Origin of the sequence: Streptomyces sp. NPDC100445, from assembly GCF_044759735.1 — a bacterium.
In the GTDB taxonomy this organism is placed as follows: domain Bacteria; phylum Actinomycetota; class Actinomycetes; order Streptomycetales; family Streptomycetaceae; genus Streptomyces.
Genome location: NZ_JBIVZV010000004.1, coordinates 81,952 through 101,832, shown reverse-complemented (window position 1 = coordinate 101,832; position 19,881 = coordinate 81,952). Strand labels below are relative to the sequence as shown.

At 68.9% G+C, this 19,881-nt stretch carries 15 protein-coding genes and 5 pseudogenes; 9 read left to right on the top strand and 11 right to left on the bottom strand.

Going from position 1 to position 19,881, the window contains the following annotated elements; genetic code table 11:
• The first annotated feature begins 192 nt into the window (after nt 1-192).
• Nucleotides 193-3,348 (top strand): GDSL-type esterase/lipase family protein, encoded by a 3,156-nt coding sequence (locus ACIQVT_RS12190; protein WP_403751114.1) that lies wholly within the window; start codon nt 193-195, stop codon nt 3,346-3,348.
• A 277-nt stretch (nt 3,349-3,625) separates the two neighbouring features.
• On the opposite strand, the pseudogene ACIQVT_RS12185 reads toward ACIQVT_RS12190, so the two are convergent.
• The 3 genes and pseudogenes from ACIQVT_RS12185 to ACIQVT_RS12175 all read right to left on the bottom strand — a co-directional run.
• A pseudogene (locus ACIQVT_RS12185) lies at nt 3,626-3,802 on the bottom strand (ISKra4 family transposase); the annotation flags it as partial.
• Nucleotides 3,803-3,966: 164 nt separating this feature from the next.
• Entirely contained in the window at nt 3,967-4,527 is a 561-nt protein-coding gene (locus ACIQVT_RS12180; RefSeq protein WP_403751112.1) for a hypothetical protein, read from the bottom strand.
• A gap of 258 nt (nt 4,528-4,785) precedes the next feature.
• Nucleotides 4,786-4,920 (bottom strand): annotated as a pseudogene (locus ACIQVT_RS12175) (transposase); the annotation flags it as partial.
• A gap of 192 nt (nt 4,921-5,112) precedes the next feature.
• Between ACIQVT_RS12175 and ACIQVT_RS12170 the strand changes: the two are divergent.
• The 3 genes from ACIQVT_RS12170 to ACIQVT_RS12160 all read left to right on the top strand — a co-directional run bounded on the left by ACIQVT_RS12170 (nt 5,113) and on the right by ACIQVT_RS12160 (nt 9,925).
• Nucleotides 5,113-5,859, top strand: a complete 747-nt coding sequence (locus tag ACIQVT_RS12170; RefSeq protein WP_403751110.1) for a hypothetical protein — start codon at nt 5,113-5,115, stop codon at nt 5,857-5,859.
• A 271-nt stretch (nt 5,860-6,130) separates the two neighbouring features.
• Nucleotides 6,131-6,493: a trypco2 family protein gene (locus ACIQVT_RS12165; protein ID WP_403751108.1), complete on the top strand. Its 363-nt coding sequence runs from the start codon at nt 6,131-6,133 to the stop codon at nt 6,491-6,493.
• A gap of 189 nt (nt 6,494-6,682) precedes the next feature.
• Nucleotides 6,683-9,925, top strand: coding sequence for a tetratricopeptide repeat protein (locus ACIQVT_RS12160; RefSeq protein WP_403751106.1), 3,243 nt, complete (start codon nt 6,683-6,685; stop codon nt 9,923-9,925).
• 648 nt (nt 9,926-10,573) lie between these two features.
• Here ACIQVT_RS12160 and ACIQVT_RS12155 read toward each other — a convergent pair.
• The 5 genes and pseudogenes from ACIQVT_RS12155 to ACIQVT_RS12135 all read right to left on the bottom strand — a co-directional run bounded on the left by ACIQVT_RS12155 (nt 10,574) and on the right by ACIQVT_RS12135 (nt 14,986).
• Nucleotides 10,574-11,110, bottom strand: a complete 537-nt coding sequence (locus ACIQVT_RS12155; protein WP_403751104.1) for a GNAT family N-acetyltransferase — start codon at nt 11,108-11,110, stop codon at nt 10,574-10,576.
• Nucleotides 11,111-11,235: 125 nt separating this feature from the next.
• On the bottom strand, nt 11,236-11,637 hold the full coding sequence (locus ACIQVT_RS12150; protein ID WP_403751102.1) for a hypothetical protein: 402 nt from the start codon (nt 11,635-11,637) through the stop codon (nt 11,236-11,238).
• Between the two features lie 748 nt (nt 11,638-12,385).
• Nucleotides 12,386-13,722, bottom strand: a pseudogene (locus ACIQVT_RS12145) (IS1380 family transposase).
• Nucleotides 13,723-13,749: 27 nt separating this feature from the next.
• Nucleotides 13,750-14,610 (bottom strand): hypothetical protein, encoded by an 861-nt coding sequence (locus ACIQVT_RS12140; RefSeq protein WP_403751100.1) that lies wholly within the window; start codon nt 14,608-14,610, stop codon nt 13,750-13,752.
• A 124-nt stretch (nt 14,611-14,734) separates the two neighbouring features.
• A complete protein-coding gene (locus ACIQVT_RS12135) occupies nt 14,735-14,986 on the bottom strand; it encodes a hypothetical protein (protein ID WP_403751098.1) in 252 nt (83 codons plus the stop codon).
• Between the two features lie 181 nt (nt 14,987-15,167).
• Here ACIQVT_RS12135 and ACIQVT_RS12130 point away from each other — a divergent pair, with 181 nt between their 5' ends.
• Nucleotides 15,168-15,701 carry a CbrC family protein gene (locus ACIQVT_RS12130; RefSeq protein WP_403751096.1) on the top strand — a complete coding sequence of 178 codons (534 nt, stop codon included), beginning with the start codon at nt 15,168-15,170 and terminating at the stop codon, nt 15,699-15,701.
• A gap of 93 nt (nt 15,702-15,794) precedes the next feature.
• Nucleotides 15,795-16,037 (top strand): hypothetical protein, encoded by a 243-nt coding sequence (locus ACIQVT_RS12125; protein ID WP_403751094.1) that lies wholly within the window; start codon nt 15,795-15,797, stop codon nt 16,035-16,037.
• Nucleotides 16,038-16,050: 13 nt separating this feature from the next.
• Here the strand turns inward: ACIQVT_RS12125 and ACIQVT_RS12120 are convergent, their stop codons facing one another.
• Both ACIQVT_RS12120 and ACIQVT_RS12115 read right to left on the bottom strand, forming a co-directional pair.
• A complete protein-coding gene (locus ACIQVT_RS12120) occupies nt 16,051-16,242 on the bottom strand; it encodes a hypothetical protein (RefSeq protein ID WP_403751092.1) in 192 nt (63 codons plus the stop codon).
• 37 nt (nt 16,243-16,279) lie between these two features.
• A pseudogene (locus ACIQVT_RS12115) lies at nt 16,280-17,291 on the bottom strand (hypothetical protein).
• 176 nt (nt 17,292-17,467) lie between these two features.
• Here ACIQVT_RS12115 and ACIQVT_RS12110 point away from each other — a divergent pair.
• Nucleotides 17,468-17,956 (top strand): hypothetical protein, encoded by a 489-nt coding sequence (locus ACIQVT_RS12110; protein ID WP_403751090.1) that lies wholly within the window; start codon nt 17,468-17,470, stop codon nt 17,954-17,956.
• 107 nt (nt 17,957-18,063) lie between these two features.
• Here the strand turns inward: ACIQVT_RS12110 and ACIQVT_RS12105 are convergent, their stop codons facing one another.
• Nucleotides 18,064-18,627, bottom strand: a complete 564-nt coding sequence (locus tag ACIQVT_RS12105) for a GNAT family N-acetyltransferase (protein ID WP_403751779.1) — start codon at nt 18,625-18,627, stop codon at nt 18,064-18,066.
• Nucleotides 18,628-18,720: 93 nt separating this feature from the next.
• Between ACIQVT_RS12105 and ACIQVT_RS12100 the strand changes: the two genes are divergently transcribed.
• Together ACIQVT_RS12100 and ACIQVT_RS12095 are read left to right on the top strand one after the other, a co-directional pair.
• A protein-coding gene (locus ACIQVT_RS12100) for an IS5 family transposase (RefSeq protein WP_403751777.1) occupies nt 18,721-19,547 on the top strand; the annotation gives its coding sequence in 2 pieces (ribosomal slippage) (nt 18,721-19,057 and nt 19,057-19,547; 828 coding nt in all).
• A gap of 15 nt (nt 19,548-19,562) precedes the next feature.
• Nucleotides 19,563-19,838: pseudogene (locus tag ACIQVT_RS12095) on the top strand (dihydrodipicolinate synthase family protein); the annotation flags it as partial.
• Nucleotides 19,839-19,881 lie beyond the last annotated feature (43 nt).

The following is a 19,881-nucleotide window of genomic DNA, read 5'->3' as shown; positions in this document are numbered from 1 at the left end:
GCGCGTGGACTGTGCGCCGCGGGACGCCGTATGCCGCTCGATCGTGCAGATCACATAGATGTAAACTCCATTAACCTTGCTGTGGTGAACGCATTAAAGGAACACCTCACCGGTGCACTGGCCCGGTTACGTCTGGTGACCAGACCCAGGGCGGCACTGGTAACGCTATCGATCCTGGGTACGGCACTCCTCGTGGCACCAGGAGCTTCCCCCGCCGCCGCGGCGCCATTGCGGCAGACGTCGATCATCACCAACAACATCCAGGGCGAGGATGACGCGACGGCCAGCAAGTGGTCCTCGCAGGTCCAGGGCTACGCCAGGTCCGCCGAGATCGTCCTGATCCAGGAAGCCGGGCCCCAGGGCCCGAGCCACGCCATCCGCCAGCCGGACGTCACCACCGCGGACGGTGACACCGTCCGGCACTCGACCTGGCAACCGTTCAGCAGCCGGCTGCAGCCCAGCCCGTACCACGTCTTCTTCATCCAGACCGACGACAACGCCGGCCGGGGCCAAGGTGGCCGGGTGAACCTGGCGACCATCACCCATGACCAGCCCGACGAGGTACGCGTCGTCACCAACCCGATCCAGCGGGGCCGGGCCGCGCTGGGCGTCCGGTTCGGAGACGACTGGTACTTCAACGTGCACGGCCTGTCGGGCGGCGGCGGTGACTCCAACACCCTGCTGACGGCGATCCGCGACTCCGTCCGCTCCTGGGGCGCGCAGTACCGCTGGACGGCCGGCGGCGATTTCAATATCGACCCGCGGACGCTTCAGCGCCGCGGCACCTTCCCGATCGGCGCCCGTGTCTACAACTCCGGACTTCCCACCCACCAGAGCGGCAACGAACTGGACTACTTCGTCAGTTCAGACGGGGACGCCGGCGACGCCACCGCGAGCCGTATGAACGGAGGCAGCAGCGACCACTACCCCGTGTGGTGGAACGGCATGCGGGCGGCGGCGGAACCGCCGGAGCTGAAGGTGATGCCGCTGGGCGACTCGACCTTCGGCACCGCCGAGAAGATCGGCTACGGCGCCACCCTGGCCGGCTCGCTCTATGCCCTGATCTCGCTCGTCTCCAAAAAGCGGGACGTGCCGGTGGACTTCGTCGGCTCCGGCTCTACGGGGCAGAAGGGGGACCCCGCCTACGAGGGCGCTCCCGGCGAGCAGATCAGCGACATCGCCAAGCGGTCCACGACCGCCCTGCCGAAGTACCGGCCCAACATCGTGACGCTACAGGCCGGCACGTACGACATGCGGGACGGCAAGCAGGACGGCGCCGCGCAGCGGCTGAAGGACCTGGTCGACCAGATCGAGAAGGACAACCCGGGCACGGTCGTGGCACTCGCCACCCTGGGTCCCGCGACCGACCCCGCCGTCCAGGCCCGGATCACCGCCTACAACGCCGAGATCCGCGGGATGGTCGGCGCCTGGCAGAGCGCGGGACGGCACGTCGTTCTGGCCGACACCGGCGCCGTGACCACCGAGGACCTGTCCGGTGACGGACTGACGCCGAACGACTCCGGCAACAAGAAGATCGCCGAGGCGTTCGAGGACGCCATCCGCTGGGCCCTCGTCATGGACTGGGTCGCGGAACCACGAGCCGGCGACGGGAAGGTGCCACTGAAGGTGATGGTGGTGGGCGATTCGATGAGCCAGGGCTACGAAGGTGACTGGACCTGGCGTTACCGCCTTTGGGAATGGTTCAAGAAGGAGCACATCGACGTCGATTTCGTCGGTCCGTACCAGGGAACCCGTCCTCAGGAATCCCCCAAGCCCCCGCCCGTGCCGCCGTTGCAGGGGGAAGCCCCGCCACCGGCTCAGAGCGCTCCCGTCACCTCGGGCGCGTATGCCCCCGGGGTCGCGAAGGACTTCGACCCCGACCACTTCTCGGTCTGGGGCCGGCAGGCGGCGCAGGACAAAACGCTGATCGCCGAGCAGGTGGCGAAGTACCAGCCCGACCTGCTCCTGGTCGGGCTCGGCTTCAACGACATGGGCTGGTTCGTCAGCGGCCCGGAAGGCACGCTGGACAGTATGCGGGCGCTGGTCGACCAGGCCCGCGCCGTCAAACCGGACCTCGACTTCGCTGTGGCCAACGTTCCCCAGCGGACGTTCATCGGCGGCCGGGACGACCTGCCCGTCAACACGACGAAATACAACAGCATGCTCGCGGACGCGATCCCGTCGTGGAACAACGACAGGTCCCGCGTGGCCCTGGTCGACTGGGCCGGCAACTACAGCTGCGACGCGCATGACTGCCCTGCCGGTTACGACGGGCTGCATCCCAACGCCCTGGGCGAGTACCAGATCGCCCAGGCGTTCGTGCGCACCTTGCACAACAGCTACGGTCTCGGCAGCCAGCTGATCGACATCCCCGCGCGCATCCCGGACCGGCCGACGCTCGCGCCGGATACGATCTGGGTCGACTCCGGCCCGAGCGGCATCACCCTGGACTGGGAGCCGGTCTTCGGCGCCCGCGGATACACCGTCCGGCACCGGATCAAGGGTACCGGCACCTGGACCGAGACACCGGTCAAAGCGGCCCGATTCGACACCACCTGGACCCTCGACGGCTGGGAGTGGGAATACCAGGTCCGTACCGACAACGGTGAGGACGGGAAGTCCGAGTGGTCCCACACGCTCGGTGGTGTCGCGCACCCGAAAACCGCCGCGGCCCCCAAGGGAATCGTCACCCGGGCCACCGCCACCGGCGTTGACGTGTCCTGGGACGCGGCGACCGGCCCGTATACCGACACGATCGACCGGTACGAGATCACCACCTGGGACAGGGACACCCCCGGCGCGTTCCTCAACAGCACTGCGGTCAGAGGAAATTCGGTGCATATCGACGGGCTGAAGCCGGCCCACCATTACCTCGTCGCGGTGGCCACGTGGAACGTCGCCGGTGGCGGTATGCCGGGCGTCGCCCGGTCCGTCACCGTCGGGGCCGGCACACCTCCGGCGCCCACCGGTCTGAAGGTCACCTCCACCGACGCCACTACCGTCCAGTTGTCGTGGAACGGGTCTGTGTGGGCCGCCGGTTACCGCGTCTGGGTCCGTAACGTCGACGACAGCAGCGGGTCCAAGCACGACGGCAGCGGGTTCAAGGTCGACGATTACATCACCAACGAGACCAGCCGGGGGATCGCCTTCCTGTTCCCCGGCGTCTGGAATTACGAATTCTGCGTCACCGCCATCAACGGTGAAGCGGAATCCGGCAAGTCCAACTGCGTGATCGCACCAAAGCCGTCGGCCACAGCCCAGACGCCGGCCCCGACGGACCCGAAGAAGGGCGCACCGCCCTCCGCCCTGATGCGGGCTCCGCGCGCGCTGGTCGGGGCGGCCGGGTAGCAGGGGCCACGGCACTCCAGTGAGGGGGCGGTGGGTGAACGTCTCGCCGCCTCCTCACTCAGGGTGGCACACGTCCGAGACACCCTGGGACTTCGCGTCCCGGCAGCTCGAATCGCCGTGAGATGGAGCTCAGGTCTTGTCGAACCATGGCCGGGGTTCGGCATTGGTGACGACGTTGCGATGGGCATCGAGCTCGATCTGGGCAAGACGTGCGTAGTGCTCAACTGTGCAGCGGCCAAAGGATTTGGGTGTGGCTCTTCTGAAGTGAGCTCGTCGGTCAGGCCAGGAGTTCGTAGTTGTGCTGGTCGGGCCGGAGGTAGAGGCGTTCGCGTTCTCTGTGGGTGTGGAAGGTCCAGTACTGCGGGAAGTCGCCGTTGCTGATGACGGCGCGGAGGGTGAGGACGGCTTCCGCGCCGGGGAGGCTCCACCGGCTGCCGGTGATGTCGAGCCGGTCGGCGTTTCCAGGGCCTTGACGACGGGGCCGTCGTCGCAGGATCCGTGTGTGGCCCTTACCGTGATGGATCGACCGTCTGCTGCCGTCCCGGCTAGCCGGGCGACGTTCCTGAGACCGCCGGCAGAGTCTTGCCGAGCTTGTCCGATCGGTGGCCTGGGAAGCTTTTAGGGGGTGACGGCGACCCGTTTGAGCGGAACGTCGTAGCTCTCCAGGGTGAACAGCCACGCGGGAACGGTCGCTTTGCCTCGACTCGTCGCGATCGTCGTGGTGCCGAGCGTCGCTCCCGTCACGGTCAGTCGAGGTCCGTCACTGCGGTTGAGGGCGAACGACTGGTACGCCTGATTTGCCCCGATCAGCGGGCGGGTGAGCGTCTTTCCGCTTCCGCAGTCCACCTTCCCGCGGGTGGCGGCAGTGTTGGGGAGATGGCCGCGCAGGGTGAAGTTCTTCGTCTCGTAGGCGTGCTCGTCCGCCTTGCTGTGCCACCCGGAGGCCGGTTTCTGCACCAGGTCGGCCATCGGGTAGTAGCCCTGTTTCCATGCAGCAGCGGCCGCAGATGCGTGCCATGCGTCAGCTACTTGACGGGCGCGTTCCTCCTGCCGGCGCAGCGCCTGGTCATTCGCATGACCATCGTCGGTGCGCTGATCATTGCCGCAGCCAGCAAGAAGGCAAGTGCTCATGAGCGATGCCAGCAGCAGGCTGGCGAGGCGCTTCGGATGCGTGTGCATGGAGTCCTCTGTGGGGTGGTCGACGGCGGATTCCCTGTGGAGAGCGTGGCGCGGAGATGCTTCAGCCGCTCAGTGCTGATCGAATTGCTGCTCTGCCCAGAGGATGGTCTGGGTGCCCTGGTGTTTGACCATCCCGGGCGAGACCCCGAGCCGGAAGCCGCCGGGCACCGGCTTGCCCTCGGGCGTGTGCGGCAGGACGTCCAGCGGGGACGGGCCGGGCGAGGGGTAGACGGTCGACGTGGGAGAGGCCGACCAGCCACGAGCCGGGCAGCGGCGGATGGACGAGCCGGATCTGCCGGTGGCGGGCGCGAGACCTGCGTAGGCGGCCAAGTGCCCGGCGGTGGCGAAACCACTGCCGTCACCGACGTCGACGAGGATGCGGGCCCAGCGGCGCAACACCGAAGCCGGTTTGGCTGCGGTGGTCGGGCACCGACGCCACTGCGGCAGACGCCGACCGTCTCTGGCGGGCATACCTGCGACGCTTCGACATCGAGCACACCTTCCGCCTGTTCAAGCAGACCCTCGGCTGGACATGCCGTGGCTGGCGCCGGTTCGGCCACCCCGCACGGGGATGTGGCGGTCGGCTTGCCGCCTGCGTGGGCGGACCATGGCAAGGAGTCGCTGAGGTCCATCACCCGGGCCGACGTCGTCGCTGTCCTGCCCGCCAGCGGAACCCCGCGCGTCGACATGCTCCAGGGCCTGCGGCACATCCTGCGTCCCTTGAAGAACCGGCGGATCATCTTCACCGACCCCACCGCCCGGATCTTCTGCGGCATGCCGACTACCACGATTCCCCTGCCGGTCGAGGTCGACGACCTCCGCAGAGTCCTCCACGACCAGGAAATACCTCGGGCGGCCTTGGCTTCGCTGGCCATCTTCCACGCGCTCACCACCGGACAACTGCGCGGCCTGAAGACCACCGACCTGCGTGACGGCCGACTGCTCCTGCCGAACCGGGCGGTCCTGCTCGCCGACCCCGTAAGGACCCGCCTGGCGGCCTATCTGGACTACCGAAACCACCGGTGGCCCCGTACCGCGAACTCCCACCTGTTCGTCTCCCAGACCACGGGCTGCGGCGTGGAGCCGGTCAGCCACGTCTGGATCAACGACGTACTCGGCATCACCGCCAGCCGGCTTCGCGAGGACCGCCTCCTCCACGAAGCCGAGGCCACCGGCGGCGACCCCCGCCGCATCTGCGTCCTGTTCGGCCTGTCCGTCGGCGCGGCCCTGCGCTACACCGGCACCGTCGACCAGCCCGGGCTGGTCGAACACAGCCTGCGCAACGGGGCGTTTTCTCCCCCAGTGCCCCACATCGACCACGCGGCCGAGTAGCGGCAGTGCGATTGTCGGACTGGACGGGCAGGTGGGTTCCCGGCGGGGACGGGTCTGCTCTGGGGTACGAGCCCAAAGCCCATGGCAGGCCAACGCGGTGCCGGGTCAAGGACCCGGTTGTTACGGACCCGCTGGCGGGCCGAGCGGCACACGGCCGTTTCCGATGGTGCGCCGTTTGGCCCAAACCCGGTAGAAAGCTGGGCGGCGGCCTTCTGTGGTGCGGGTTCGGCTGCGGGGTGTGGGGTGCTGGTCCTACGGTTCAAGTGATGACGTGACGGCGTGTCGGATCGGGGTGGGTGTGATGGATATTCCGCTGGTGGAGGCGGTGGCGGCGATGCGGGACGAGTTGATCGCGGCGGCGGCGGTGGGCGGGGTGCATCCGGATGTGGTGTTCGCGGTGGGGCCGGTGAATATGGAGTTCGAGGTCGAGTTGCGGGCGGACGCGAAGGCGAAGGCCGGGTTCAGGCTGTGGGCCGTGGGTGCGGAGACCGAGGCCGGGATGTCACGTGGCCGTACGCACCGGGTGGCGTTCACGCTGACGCCCAGGAATGCGCACGGCGGTGACCTGCTGGTGGGCGGTGCGCCAGGACGGCAGGCGGGTCCCGGGGACACGTCGGGGCGTATCGAGGACTGAGCGGAAGGGGGGCCGCCGGGTAGCGGCGTCCTCGGTCGGGGCCGGTGACTGTCGATAGGACTTGGGGGTCAGGTGGAGCGGGCGCGCCTGGTGGGGGTGTCCCGGTCGGGGTACCCGGGTTCGGGGTATGCGGTGGGCGGGCGGCTGGTGCTGATCTCCGCTCACGTTGCGGCCCGCAGCGGTGAGCGGGTGGAGGTATTCCACCCCGGCGGGGACAGCGCGCTGGGCGGGGTGGTGGTGTGGTGCGGGACGCCGGGCGGGCGTGATGACGCCGCGCTGGTCCTCGTGGACGACGACACGCGCTGGCGGGCGCCGGTGGGCGCGGTGCGCTGGGGCCGTATGGTGACGGACCGCCCCGGCACGGGATGTGAGACCTGGGGTGTACCAGATGTGGCCCAGCGCTCGGGGGACGATCCGGCGGCTGGTCCGGTGGTGGAGGCCACCCAGTTGGAGGGGCGGGTGAATCCGGGCAGCGGATTCGCCGGGAACCAGTATGTGATGGACCTGTTCCAGCACCCTCCGCAGTGGTCGCTTCCCGGTACCTCGCCGTGGGGTGGCCTGTCGGGGGCCGCGATGTTCTGCGATCGTCTGCTGGCCGGTGTGGTGGCCTCCGACCGTGCGCACTCCGCCCACGGGCAGCTGAACGTCGTGCCCGCGTACGTCCTGCACCACGACCCCGCGTTCCGCGCCGCGCTGGCCGAACACGGCGCCGCCCCAGCCGGCCTGGAGGGCGTGGAATTCCAGGACCTGGCCGACCCGGTGGGCACCGCACCGCCTGGCGGCCTCAGATCACCGGCGGCCCTGCTGCAGGCCGGGCGACAGACGGTTCCCTTCCACGGCCGCGAGGATCTGCTGGAACGCCTGCGGGCGTGGTGCGTACCGGGCGGGTTCGGGGCCTGGCTGCTGCACGGGGCCGGCGGGCAGGGCAAGACCCGACTCGCCCACCACCTCGCCCGGCTGTTGGCGGCCGACCGGTGGGCCGTCCTGTGGCCGAGGGCCGACGCCACCGCCGCCGAACTACGGGAAGTGCGGCACGCCTCCAAGCCCCTGCTGATCGTGCTCGACTACGCCGAGAACCGTACCGCGCAGCTCACCGCACTGACCGAGGCCGCCGCCGACCATCCGGGCACCACCGCACTGAAAATCCTGCTGCTGGCCCGCACCGACGGCGACTGGTGGACTCGGGCAAAGACCGCCACCAGCCTTGCCCAGGACTACCTCGCCACCGCCCCCGTCCACCTGCTGCCCCCGCTGGAAGCAGACCCGGCCCACCGGCCCGAGTCCTACCGGGACGCCGCCCGCGCCTTGGCCGCCGCGCTGCCCGATGTCCACGGCCTGGCCATGAACGACTGGCAGGCGGCAGCAGCCACGCTGCCCCTGCCACGGCTGGAGCAGGACGGGTACGGCAACGCCCTGACCCTCCACATGACCGCCCTGGCCGATCTCCTCGACACCACCACGGCCCTATCCGCCGGCCCAGGCTCGGATGGTGCGGCGGGTCAGTCGACATGGGAGGTGGAGGACAGGCTGCTGGGGCACGAACACCGCTACTGGCACCGCAGCGCTACCGTCCGCGGCCTCACACCGCAGCTGTCTCCGGGCACGCTGCAAGAGGCGCTGGCCGCCGCCCACCTGACCGGCGCCGCCGACCGCCGCCAGGCCGACCACACCTGGCGCCGCCTGCCGTCCCTGGCCGACCAGACCCGTGACCGCCGCAACGCGGTTACCGCTTGGATCGGCGACCTCTACCCGGCCACCACCCCGAACCGGCCGTGGGGCGCGCTTCAGCCCGACCGCCTCGCCGAACGTCACATCGGACGCGCTCTGGACGCCGACCCCGACCTCGCGGACCAACTTCTGGACGGCGCCGACGACGTCCAGAAGAAACAACTGCTTATGGTCTACAGCCGCGCCGCCGCCCACCGGGTATTCGGCCACCGCCTCGACACCCACCTGACCAACCTGTGCCTACGCCACCACGCGCGGCTCACCGACCAGATCATCACCACAGCTGTCCAATGCGGCCACCCCGCCCCTCTCATCGCCGCCCTCGACGCCCTCACCACCGATCCCTCCGCCACTCCCGACGACCTCGACGGACTCCGCGCTCTGTTCCCTCGTTCCAGTCGGCGCCTCGCCGGTACCGCCGTCCGCCTCGCCCGAACCATCGCCGGCCACTATCGGGCGCTCGCGCAGGCGGACCCGGGCGCCTACCTGCCCACCCTCGCTAGGGTCCTCAACGACCTCTCCGTCCGATTGGTTGAGGTGGGGCGGCGGGAGGAAGCCCTGGCGACTATCCAGGAAGCCGCCGGCCACTACCGCACGCTCGCCGAGGCGAACCCGGACGCCCACCTGCCCACCCTCGCCACCTCCCTCAACAACCTCTCCAACCTGCTGGGGGAGGTGGGGCGGCGAGAGGAAGCCCTGGCCGCGATCCAGGAAGCCGCCGGCCACTACCGCACGCTCGCCGAGGCGAACCCGGACGCCCACCTGCCCACCCTCGCCATGTCCCTCAGTAATCTTTCCGTGCGGTTGGGTGAAATGGGACGGCGGGAGGAAGCCCTCGCGACTATCCAGGAAGCCGCCAGCCACTACGACGTGCTGGCGCAGGCGAACCCGGCCCATGTGCCCAACTTCGCCAGGTCCCTCAATCCCCTCTCCGTCTGGTTGCGTGAGGTGGGACGGCGGGAGGAAGCCGTGAGCGCGATCCAGGAATCCATCCGCATCCACCGCACGCTCGCCGAGGCATACCCGGACGCCTACCTGCCCGACCTCGCCATGTCCCTCGTCAACCTGTCCAATGGGTTGGGTGATGTGGGGCGGCGGGAGGAAGCCCTGGCCGCGATCCAGGAAGCCGCCGGCCACTACCGCGCGTTCGCCGAGGCGAACGCGGACGCCTATCTGCCCAACCTCGCCACCTCCCTCAACAACCTGTCCAGCAAGCTGGGTGATGTGGGGCGGCAGGAAGAAGCCCTGGCCGCGATCCAGGAAGCCATCCGCATCCGCCGCACGCTCGCCGAGGCGAATCCGGACGCCTATCTGCCCAACCTCGCCATGTCCCTCAACAATCTCTCCGTCCGATTGGTGAAGACGGGGCAGCGGGAGGAAGCCCTGGCGACTATCCAGGAAGCCGCCGGCCACTACCGCACGCTCGCCGAGGCGAACCCGGATGTATACCTGCCCACCCTCGCCATGTCCCTCAACAACCTGTCCAATCGGTTGGGTGAGGTGGGGCGGCGGGAAGAAGCCCTGGCCGCGATCCAGGAAGCCATCCGCATCCGCCGCACGCTCGCCGAGGCACACCCCCAGCGGTTCGAGTCCGACTTGCGGCAGTCCATGGAGGTAGCAACACGGCTCGAAGACCTTCCGCAGCAGCCCCCCAATCGGCAGCAGCACCCGGCTGAACGAGAGAGGCGTCCAGCCGATTGCTGACTGTATACGCCACCGGCCATTGCCCACTGGTAGAAGGGGCCGCAGACCCCTCCTCATCCGACATGTTCCAGAGCGTGACGGCGCCTCCACGGCTATAGACCCTTGAAATCCCCTCCTGTCGGTTTCTACTGGCGACCGTAGGCCGCCGCCAGTTCGGCGGGCACGGACGAACCTGGGTCCACCCGCGTACCGTTATGGACGCTTCACCCGCGAGTCGGGCTTCGAGCGCCCTTTGGAAAAGGTGAACCCACGACCTTTTCCCATCTCTGCCACGCGACAGAGATGGGTCGGCTTGTCGCCGCGCGCCGGCGTCCGTGGGCTCGAAGAGGTCTTCCGAGACGAGATCCCCACCCGAGGGGCCACGCATGTGGTGTTCACGCTGAACCGACTGGGCAGGGCGTCTCTTCCCTCTCACACCCTGAGTAGGTGTTTTTCTTCTTCGAGCTGTCGAGGCCGAACTGTTCCGGGCGGTCCGGATGCCGGAGTGTGCCCGGTTGGCTTCGTAACCGGGAATCGACACCGTTCGTCACCGAGTTTGAGCAGTGCTTGTCGATTGCAGAGCCGGAAAATCTTGGTGCGAAATGACACCGGTGCGAGATGGGTGAACCCTGCGTCGCCGCGCTGCGCGGCTCTTGCTAAAGGGGTCCGTCACATAGGGAGTGAGGACAGCCGTACTGGCCCTGAGGGCCACCGGGCATCGTCGCGCAGGGGCGTCACCATGGTCCGCAGCGGCATGGTCACGAGGCGGCCTTCGGGTTGTTCGACGAGTACGTCCTTGTCGAGCGGGTGCCATCCGAGGCGCTGGTAGAGCGACACGAGGGGAGGCCGGCAGAAGAGGAGTGCGTGTTGAGGACCCATCGTTCGGGCGTGCTCCAGGGCAGCTGTGACGACGAGGCGAGCGAGGCCCTGACCTTGCATGCCGGGTGAGACGGCCACCCCACCGACGCCCACCACCTCTGTCTCGGCGTCGCCGATCGCAACAGGCAGTCGCAGCAGGCCGGCGTGTGCCACGAGGCGGCCGTCGTGCCGGATGCCGAAGTGCTCTTCTTTCGGCAGCCAGGTCAGACCGGTCCAGGCGACACCGAAGGGATCATCGCTGATGCCAAGGATCTCCTCCTGGTCCGCCTTCGTGTACTGGGCGAGCCGCACCACAATCGGTGCCACAGTTGATCGGTTCTCAGTCATTCCCACATGATGATCTCTCCGCCGAGCACTGGCCTGGTCTGGCGGTGACCGAATATAGTCCTCGCCCTTGTCGCCGGGACGGTGTATCTGCACCCGGTGTCGTCCGGGGACCCGGGCAGGAAACGTCAGACCGACGGTGGTACGGCAGGAAACAATCGCGCCGGACTGCCGGCCTCGGCGGTGGCCCCATCCGCGTACAGGCGCAATGTGCTGCCGTCCAAACGCACACATGGATCGGTCCACGTCTCCGTGGCGTCCGGCACGATCATCCGGGTAGTGGCTTGTTGGACGTCGTGGATGACCACAGCGAGAACCCTGCAGCCCAGATGGCCCATAGCGAGCTCCTGTTCAGGATGGCCCTCCGGGCCTGCGGCCTGCACCACGTAGAACCGGTCGTCGACCCAGTACCCGGACACGTCCAGCCAGGCGTCCTCCGCTAGTGGGACACCATCCACCCACACGCCGACCTTCTCGGTCTTGTCCTTCAGGTGCACGGCCCGATGACGGTCGTCGGAGGTGAATTCCACGTGCAGCCCGGTTCCCCTCCAGCAGTCCACGAAGGAGCTACAGGCCCCCGGTATCGGGCCTATGCGGAACTCCGGAGCATCGGCGGCCGGGCCTTCGGCGGGGGGACGGCTGCAAGTCTGCGGTTCCCGGCATGGCCGGTCGATCCGACGTTCACAACCGAGCCCTATGGCCGCGCAGTCCCGCGGTGACGCTTGAGACAGCAGGGCGATGAGACGTTCCCGATAACGGCCGTCCCCCACCAGGCCGCGTAGATTCCTTGCGTTCGTCCACCACATGAGCAGATCGACGCCCACCACCGAATGCCGCAGCCATGCCTGCCACAGATCGCCCTGAGCCTTACACCGGTTCGAGGGCCCAGCACCAGGCAGTCTGTCCCCGGCCTTTTCACGAGGGGCACTCCTGCGCACTCTCCAACGCACCGCTCCACCCGCCCCGCCCGCTCGACACCGCCGGACAGACGCACTGAGGAGTGCTGGCCGGTCGGCTCACACAGATGATAGACGGCTGCATCGGAGCCTGAACGCAGGAAGTCCTGGAGAACGGCAGCGATTTTCGTACGTGCGCGGATCCGGAGGGCCGCTCTAGCCTCGATCTTTCGTGAGGGTCCGTCGACGGAGTCGGCGGACTCTTTCGCTTTCCGTGATGGATGCCGGACAGGCCGGTGGCCCGGCTGTCGTGTCGGGTGGGCGCCGGGTTCCACTACTCCGGGGCGGGTGGTGCTGTCGTTGGGACAGGGAAGGATGCTGGTCATCCGGGGTTGGGCAGGAGGGTCAGCCGGTCGAGGGCGGTGGTGATCTCACCGGTCCAGGGCCAGTACCGGGCGAGGCGGAGGATTCTGCGCCGGCCGGTGGTGACGAGCTGGGCGGCCGCGGTGAACAGGCGGAACCGTAGGCGGCGGGGCTCCCAGAGGCGGGCCTTGCCGGTGAGAGCGAGCATGGGCATCCAGGCCAGCAGGTCGAGGGCGATCTGGAGGATCTCCAGCCAGACCTTGTTCTGGGCGGTGTGGTGGAGGGGAAGATTGCGCAGGCCGGTGGCCCGGGCGGCCCGGATGCGGTCCTCCGCGCGAGCCCGCAGCCGGTGGCGGAGTTCGAGCTCGGCGATCGGCGTGTCGGCGGTGTTCGTGGCGAAGCACGTGATCCGCATGCCGTCCGCGTCGTGATCCTCAACTGGGCTCCGGGATGGGGCCGTTCTTTGCGGACGATGAGCCGCATCCCCTTCGGCCAGCCTTCCAGCAGGCCGCCGGTGAGTTCGGCGACCCAGGCACCGTCGCGGATTTCGCCGTTCGCCTCGACTGCCGGGGTCCAGGCCGCGGCCGGGACGTTCAGGACGTGTTCGTGGATCGCTTCGGTGATGACCATGCCGACGGAGTAGGAAAGCCATCGGCCTCGCTGGGCGAGCCAGGACACGAAGTCGTGGGTGCCGCCGGCGGAGTCTGTGCGGATCAGCGTCTGCCGTCCCCGCCGGTACTTCTTCGGCAGCTGGGCCAGGGCCAGTTGAGCAGTGTTGATGTGGTCGGCCGCCGTATTCGAGCCCGCGTTCCCCGGTCTGAGAAGGGCGGCGACCGGCTCACCCGTCCCGCCGGATCCGTGGTCGACGAAGGCCGTCAGGGGGTGATGGCCGTAGGTCTTCTTCCAGGTCGCTGCCGCGTCCTCCTTATCAAAGTGCCCGAGCACGAGAACGCCGTCGAGATCGACCGCGACCTGTCCATCGGTGTCCGGGGCGTTCTTGTCCGCCAACGACCAGACACGGGTGCGGACTTCGGACCGTGCGGATCGGATGGCCCGCAGAGCTTTCTCGCCGGAGGGGGCGAGGAAGTCGATCAGGCGGGAGATCGTCGGGTCGGAGGCGACCGGGCCGAACACGTCCGGTTGGGACCGCAACATCGCCACGTCTGCCAGACAGTCCCCGCCGAGTGCGACCGCCAGGGCGACGTCCAGGAGGATTTTGCCGGGGTCGTGGACGGCCCGCGGCTTCTGCCACGGAGTCAGAGCACGAGATATGGCCTGGTCAAGGCGGCGCCAGCAGCGGCTGCTCGGCCGTGAAGTACTCGCCGATCGTGCGAGGACGGGACCGGATCCGGCGATCCTCGTCCTCCTGGTCCCACCGGTCGATCAACGCGTTGAGCTCGGCGAGCGTCGCGACCTCGGGCACCGGGACGAGGTGGTTGCGGCGGAACCAGCCGATCTGCCCCTCGACCCCGCCCTTCTCGTGGCGCCGCGGATTCCGGGCTGGCAGTAGAGAGCTTCCAGGCCGTAGTGGGAGCGGAACGCGGTCCAGCGCTCGGCCTCGACGCGATGCCGGGAGAAGCCAGCACCTGGGCGACCCGCGGCCCTAAGGTTGTCGTAGCGGACCTTCCCGGTCGGCACCCCGCCCAACGTGTTGAGAGCGTGGACGTGGCCCTCGAAGAACGCCTCCTGACCTGCCGAGGCGAAGATCCGGTGGACGGCCTTGCCCGAGTAGGAAAGCCGGAACGCGAACAGGTAGCAGGTCACCAGCTCGCCGGCCAGCCGCACCGTCACGTCGCCGAAGTCGACCTCCGCCTCCGCTCCGGGCTTGTGCGTCTGCGGGACGAAGGCTTCCACCACACCTCGTCCGGCCTGGACCCGGATCTCCTCACGCCGGTCAGCGACATATCCACGGACCATCTGGTATGAAATCTCGTCCGCACCGTGCTCATCCAGCAGTCGCTCGAAGATCCGCTTCACCGTGTGCCGCTGCTTGCGCGGCGCATCCAAGTCGGCCCGCAGCATCTCGTCGATCAACGGCTTGTACGGATCCAGCCGCGTCGGCCGCGGCGGAAGCTTCTTCCGTGGCTCCGGCCAGGCCGGCCGTGGATCGTCCTGGTCGACGGCGCTCGCCACTAGCTCGACCTGATCAGCGCCGAGACCGCCCGACGCGGCGTCACGGTCCACGTGCTGCTGGACTTCGTGCACGTCGCCGATTACGTCTGGGCCGCCGCCCACGCCTTCCATAAACCGGGCACCACCGAGGCTGAGGCATGGGCGGCCGACCATCTGACCGCGATCCTCTCGGGCCACGCCGTTCGCGCCGCCGCGCCCCCGCCGAGATGCCGTCCAGGCCCAGCGGGATCACCTGTCAGCCGCCCGGCGCGAGGCCGTCGACGCCGCCTGCCACCGCTACCTTACGGGCCACCTCGATGAGCTCCACTACGACACCGCGCTCGACAACGGGTGGCCGATCGCCACCGGCGCGGTCGAGGGCGCCTGTCGCCACCTGATCGCCGACCGCCTCGATATCACCGGCGCCCGCTGGGGCCTGCCCGGAGCCGGAGCCGTCCTGCGACTGCGCGCCATCGTTTCCAACGGCGACCTCGATCCCTACTGGCACTTCCACACCGCACGCGAGCACGAACGCCTCTACCCCACCCCGGACCAGTGGCGGTTGGACCTCGCCGCTTGATCACGGGACTACTTGCGGACAGAGTGCGACCCATGAGGTTCACAGGCGTGCCCACCGCCGCGAAGACCACCCGCGTCGACGCGGCTCCCTCCTGGCACAGGCAGGCTCAGTGAGCGCCGCCCTGCCCTCTTTCCGCCACCACCCCGAACCCGTCGCAAGCGGATCCATCCGCGAGAGCGCCGAGACCTGTGCCTGCTGCGAGCGCAGCACCGGGTGGATCTACACCGCGACCTTCTACACAGCCCAGGACGTCAACGGGCAGTTCTGCCCCTGGTGCATCGCCGACGGCAGCGCCGCTGAACGATTCGAAGGTGAATTCACGGACTCGTACGGGCTCGACGGCGTCAGCGAGGAGACCCTGGAGCACGTCACCCGCCGCACCCCCGGCTTCCACGCCTGGCAGGACCCGCACTGGCTCGTCCACTGCAACGACGCGGCCGCCTTCATCGGTGAGGTCGGATACACCGAACTCGCCGCCCTCCCCGACGCACTCGACCAGCTTCGAACCGACCTACGGATCGGCGGTTGGCACGACGCATCCCGGCTCGAGAACTTCCTGACCCACCTCGGGCAGGGCGCAAGCGCCATGCTCTTCCGCTGCACCGTCTGCGGCACCCACCTCGCCTACGCCGACGCTTCATAGCCACGCCCAGCCCAGACGCGCCTTTCCCTTCAAAGGAACTGCACCCAAGTCGGATCGTCGGCACATACCGCGGGCCGCCTAAGATCCGTGTCCGTGGCAGAGGTCCCCGATGAGCTGATCGCGCTGGAACGATCCGCCGAGGGCGAGCGGGTCAAGCTCACCGGCCTCACCGGTAAGGACTACGACGCCCAGTGGCGCCGCTGGCGCCAGGCGTCCGAGACGGTCCAGGCGGCCGTCACCGCGCACGCCGAAGCGGTGGGGGCCAACCGGTACGAGATGGAGCAGGTCGTGAAGAAGGCCGCCCGTCACACCCCGGGCGGCCCGGCCGTCGGATAGCCGGGCGTCTCCGCTACCGCGGGTGGGGCCAGGCGGCCAGGACGTCGCCGGTCTTGTCGTCGGTGAGGATGATCCGGGCGCCGGGCATGTTCCCGTACTCGCCGACCCAGCGCCGGAACTTGTCCCGCGCGGTCTCCTCGCGGCCCCACCAGCCGTGCTGGACCGGCAGACCGCCGAATTCGAGGAGCAGGTGGTAGCGGCCCAAGCTGGTGACGCGAGGCGGTTCCGTACGAGGAGATGGGTCATGAGGCGCGGCGCAAGGGCATGACGGCGGCCGGCCCGATGGCGCCAGGGCCAAACTTGTCGCGGATGCGGTCCATGGCCTGTTCGGCGACGAGGCGGGACTCGCGGGCGGTGTCCAGGCTGATCTGCTGGGCGACCTGACCGGCGTCGATGAGGTCCTCGCCCTTGAGCATGAGAGAGGTCAGGCGCGCGCTGCAGGCCGGCTGCGTCCATGAGCTGGTAGGCGAGGATGCGCAGGTCCTCGTCGTGTGCGGAGTGTTCGGGCAGGCGGCGGGTCTTCTCCCAGCTGGTGCCGCCCGCGAACGCCAGGGTGAGGGTCAGGGCGCGGGCGGCCTGGCCGCGGTGGCGCAGTTGGATGCCGAGCTGGACGACGAGGTTGAGCAGGGCGGCCCGGACGGTGGCGCCGTCGAGGGTGTGGTGGGGGAAGCGATGGCGGACGGCGGCGGAGGCCGGCAGGACGCGTGGGACGACGGGGTGGGGGTCGATGCCGCGGGTGTGGTCGGCGGCGAGGTGGCCGGCCTTCTTGCCCAGCAGGCGCTGCACGGTCGCCGGGGAGACGGCGGCGAGCAGGCCGACTGTGTGGATGCCGTAGTCGCTCAGGGCGGCGGCCTGGCGGGGACCGATGCCGTGCAGGGCCTGGACCGGCAGCGGGCCGAGCCAGTCGGCGACCTCGTCGGGGGCGACGGCGAGGACTCCGCCCGGGGTGGTGATCTGGGCGGAGGCGGTCGCCGCGACCGTGACTGTGGGGCCGAGCCCGATCCGCAGGTCGACGCCCAGGCGGGAGATGGACCGGATACAGAGGATATCGCCCAGGTGGGCCGCGTCCGTGCCGTGATAGCGCAACGCTCCCTTGAGCTCGACCAGGGCCGCGGTCGGGGGCAACGCCTGTACCACCGGTGACAGGTCCGTGAGCAGCTCCAGCACCCGCCGGTAGGTCTCCTCGGGCAGCCGGTCAGGGCAGCGCACATGCAGCACCGTCGACCATCCGACCTGTGTCGTTCCCTCGTTCATCCGGACCATCTCCACCCCTCACGCTATCGAACAGTAAATCGAACACGCGAGTGCGGAGGCTCCGATCTCAATGTGACGGAGCACGATGTGACTGAGCGCTCGAGTTGGCCGGTGAGCGCTCTAGTTGACCCGGGTGCGGGTCGAGGAGCCGGGAGCGTACGGCAGAATCCCCGTCCATGGGAGTCCTCGCCGAGTTGGAAGCCGGCATGGCAGAGCTGTCGACGCCGATGCGGGTGTACGTGGCGGCCGGGCGGTTCACCGAGCCAGAACCGGACCTGCCAGAGCTGGCGGGCCGGATCCGCACACTGCTGGCCGCGATCGCGGCGGACGAGGCATGGCGGCGCTTCCTCCTCGGGTACGCAATGCCGTGCGTCCCTGAGATCTGCGCCGCTCTGGAACCGGTGGAGACAGACGCGGCCGCCTCGTTCCTGGCCCATATCGCGGCCGTCGACCTGGTTTGGCCAAGCCACCAGCACTTACCCGTCGAGACCGCCGAGCGCGCGGCGGACCGGGTGGTGTCCTCGCTCGGACCGGAGGCCAGCTGGTGGACCAACCACGACTCCGGATGCGGCGCAGTGAACGGGCTCACCCCAGTGTTCGACAGCCTGCTCGCGGGGACGGACGGTGAGCACTTCGCGCTAGCCCTGCAAATCGCCGACGCCTGAGTGCCCCGTAGGGGGATCATCAGTATCTCCGCGTGCGGGCACGTACTCTCGCATGGAAGATCGCGAACCGGAGCGGGGCGCCGCCGGGCCTTCGTCCGTGGCAGTGGTCAGCCTTGCCGGCGGAAGTCCAGCATGTAGAAGACCTTGTCGTAGCGGTGTTCGCCGACGGCGACGAAGTCGGGGAGACGGCCGTATTCGGTGAAGCCCAGCGACCGGTAGAGGCGCAGGGCATTGGTGTTGTCGCCACGGGCGTCCAGGGTGAGGACCTCGATACCCGCCTCCCGGGCGTCAGCGATCAAAGCAGCGGTCAGCGCCCGACCGACGCCACGACCATGGGCAGCAGCATCTACCGCGATCTTCTCCAGATCGGCGTGTGGCCGATGGGTCGGTCGGGGGTAGCGCAGCCAGTACCCCAACCCCACAAGCCGACGGTCGCGGTAAGCGGCACGCAGGGCCGCATCCCCGGCCTGCACCGCAGAGACGACGTGGCCGAGAAGTTCCGCCACCTCATCCCGCGAGGGTGGTTCGACCCAGCCCAGCGCGGCACCTCCACGTACCAGGTCCGCCAGGATCTGGTGGGCCGACTCCGCGAACCGGACCTCCAGCTCCGGGTCGGAAGTCAGCTCCATGGCGTCAAGGATGGCGGGCTCAGTGGTCACACCGCTGGTCATGGCCGGATTCATGACCGGCAGCCTAGAGCGTGTCTCTTTGATGGGTTGATCAGTTGATCGGGTGTGCCTGTCCGGTTAGTGATCACTGATGCGATGTGGGACCGGATCGAGCCGCTGATGCCGGCCGATCCGGTGCGCGGCCGTCGGTGGGCCGACCACCGCACGCTCGAGGCCATCGCGTGGAAGTACCGCACCAACTCGCCCTGGCGAGAACTGCCCGACGAACCCGGCTCCTTCAAAACCGCTCATAAGCGGCTGATCAGGTGGGCCGTCGACGGCACGTGGGAGAAGATCCTCGCCGCCATCCTCGCGGCAGCCGACGCCGTCGACGACATCGGCTGGACCGTGTCGGTCGACTCCACCGTCGTCCGCGCCCACCAGCACACCGCCGGCGCCCGCAAAAGGGGGCCGAAAGCCGAGACGAGCCGCCCGACCACGCACTCGGACGCTCCCGCGGCGGACTGAGCACCAAGATCCACCTGGTCGCGGACGGCCATGCACGGCCCCTGGCCATCACCGTGACCACGGGCCAGGCCGGTGACGCACCCGCCTTCGAGACGGTCATGGCCCGCATCCGCGTGCCCAGAACCGGCCCCGGCCGGCCCCGGACCCGCCCTGCCTCGGTCCTGGCCGACCGCGCCTACTCATCCCGCGCGATCCGCGGCCACCTGAGACGCCACCAGATCCGCGCGGTCATCCCGCAGCCGTCCGACCAGATCCGCCACCGTCTGCGGCGACGCCACCAAGGCGGGCGCCCACCCTCGTTCGATGCGGATGCCCACAAGCAGCGCAACACCGTCGAGCGAGGCATCAACCGCCTCAAACAGTGGCGCGGCCTCGCCACACGAACCGACAAACTCGCGATCACCTACCAGGCCGCACTCCACCTCGCCGCCATCCTCATCCGGACACGGCGCTGACCAAAGAGACAAAACCTAGCCCTGGGTGCCGACGGGGCCGTACCCGGCGTAGCCAACGTCGACTCGCACGGTTACGTCCGCCTCTACCGCCGGTGCCGGGCCGATGACTGGGAGGGCTCGCGAGCCGAACAGGACCGGCTGTGTGCCCTGTTCGGCATCACGGCGCGGGCGCCCCGTCCCGCATGGGTGGCAGCTCCTTCGCCCTGGACGCCTTCGAGGCGGCCCTTGTACCTGTGGGGCGTGATCGGCTGCTTGGTCACCGCCGATCCGCAGGTCCCGCTGTCCAGTTAGGAGGTCGAGCGGGTCGCCAAGCTCCTTGCGGCGGGGCTGCTGT

Coding starts and splice junctions, on each gene's coding strand:
- ACIQVT_RS12180 (WP_403751112.1), bottom strand. CDS start 4,527: ATGCACACGCATCCGAAGCGCCTCGCCAGCCTGCTGCTGGCATCGCTC.
- ACIQVT_RS12155 (WP_403751104.1), bottom strand. CDS start 11,110: ATGACTGAGAACCGATCAACTGTGGCACCGATTGTGGTGCGGCTCGCC.
- ACIQVT_RS12140 (WP_403751100.1), bottom strand. CDS start 14,610: ATGGAAGGCGTGGGCGGCGGCCCAGACGTAATCGGCGACGTGCACGAA.
- ACIQVT_RS12110 (WP_403751090.1), top strand. CDS start 17,468: ATGGGAGTCCTCGCCGAGTTGGAAGCCGGCATGGCAGAGCTGTCGACG.
- ACIQVT_RS12105 (WP_403751779.1), bottom strand. CDS start 18,627: ATGACCAGCGGTGTGACCACTGAGCCCGCCATCCTTGACGCCATGGAG.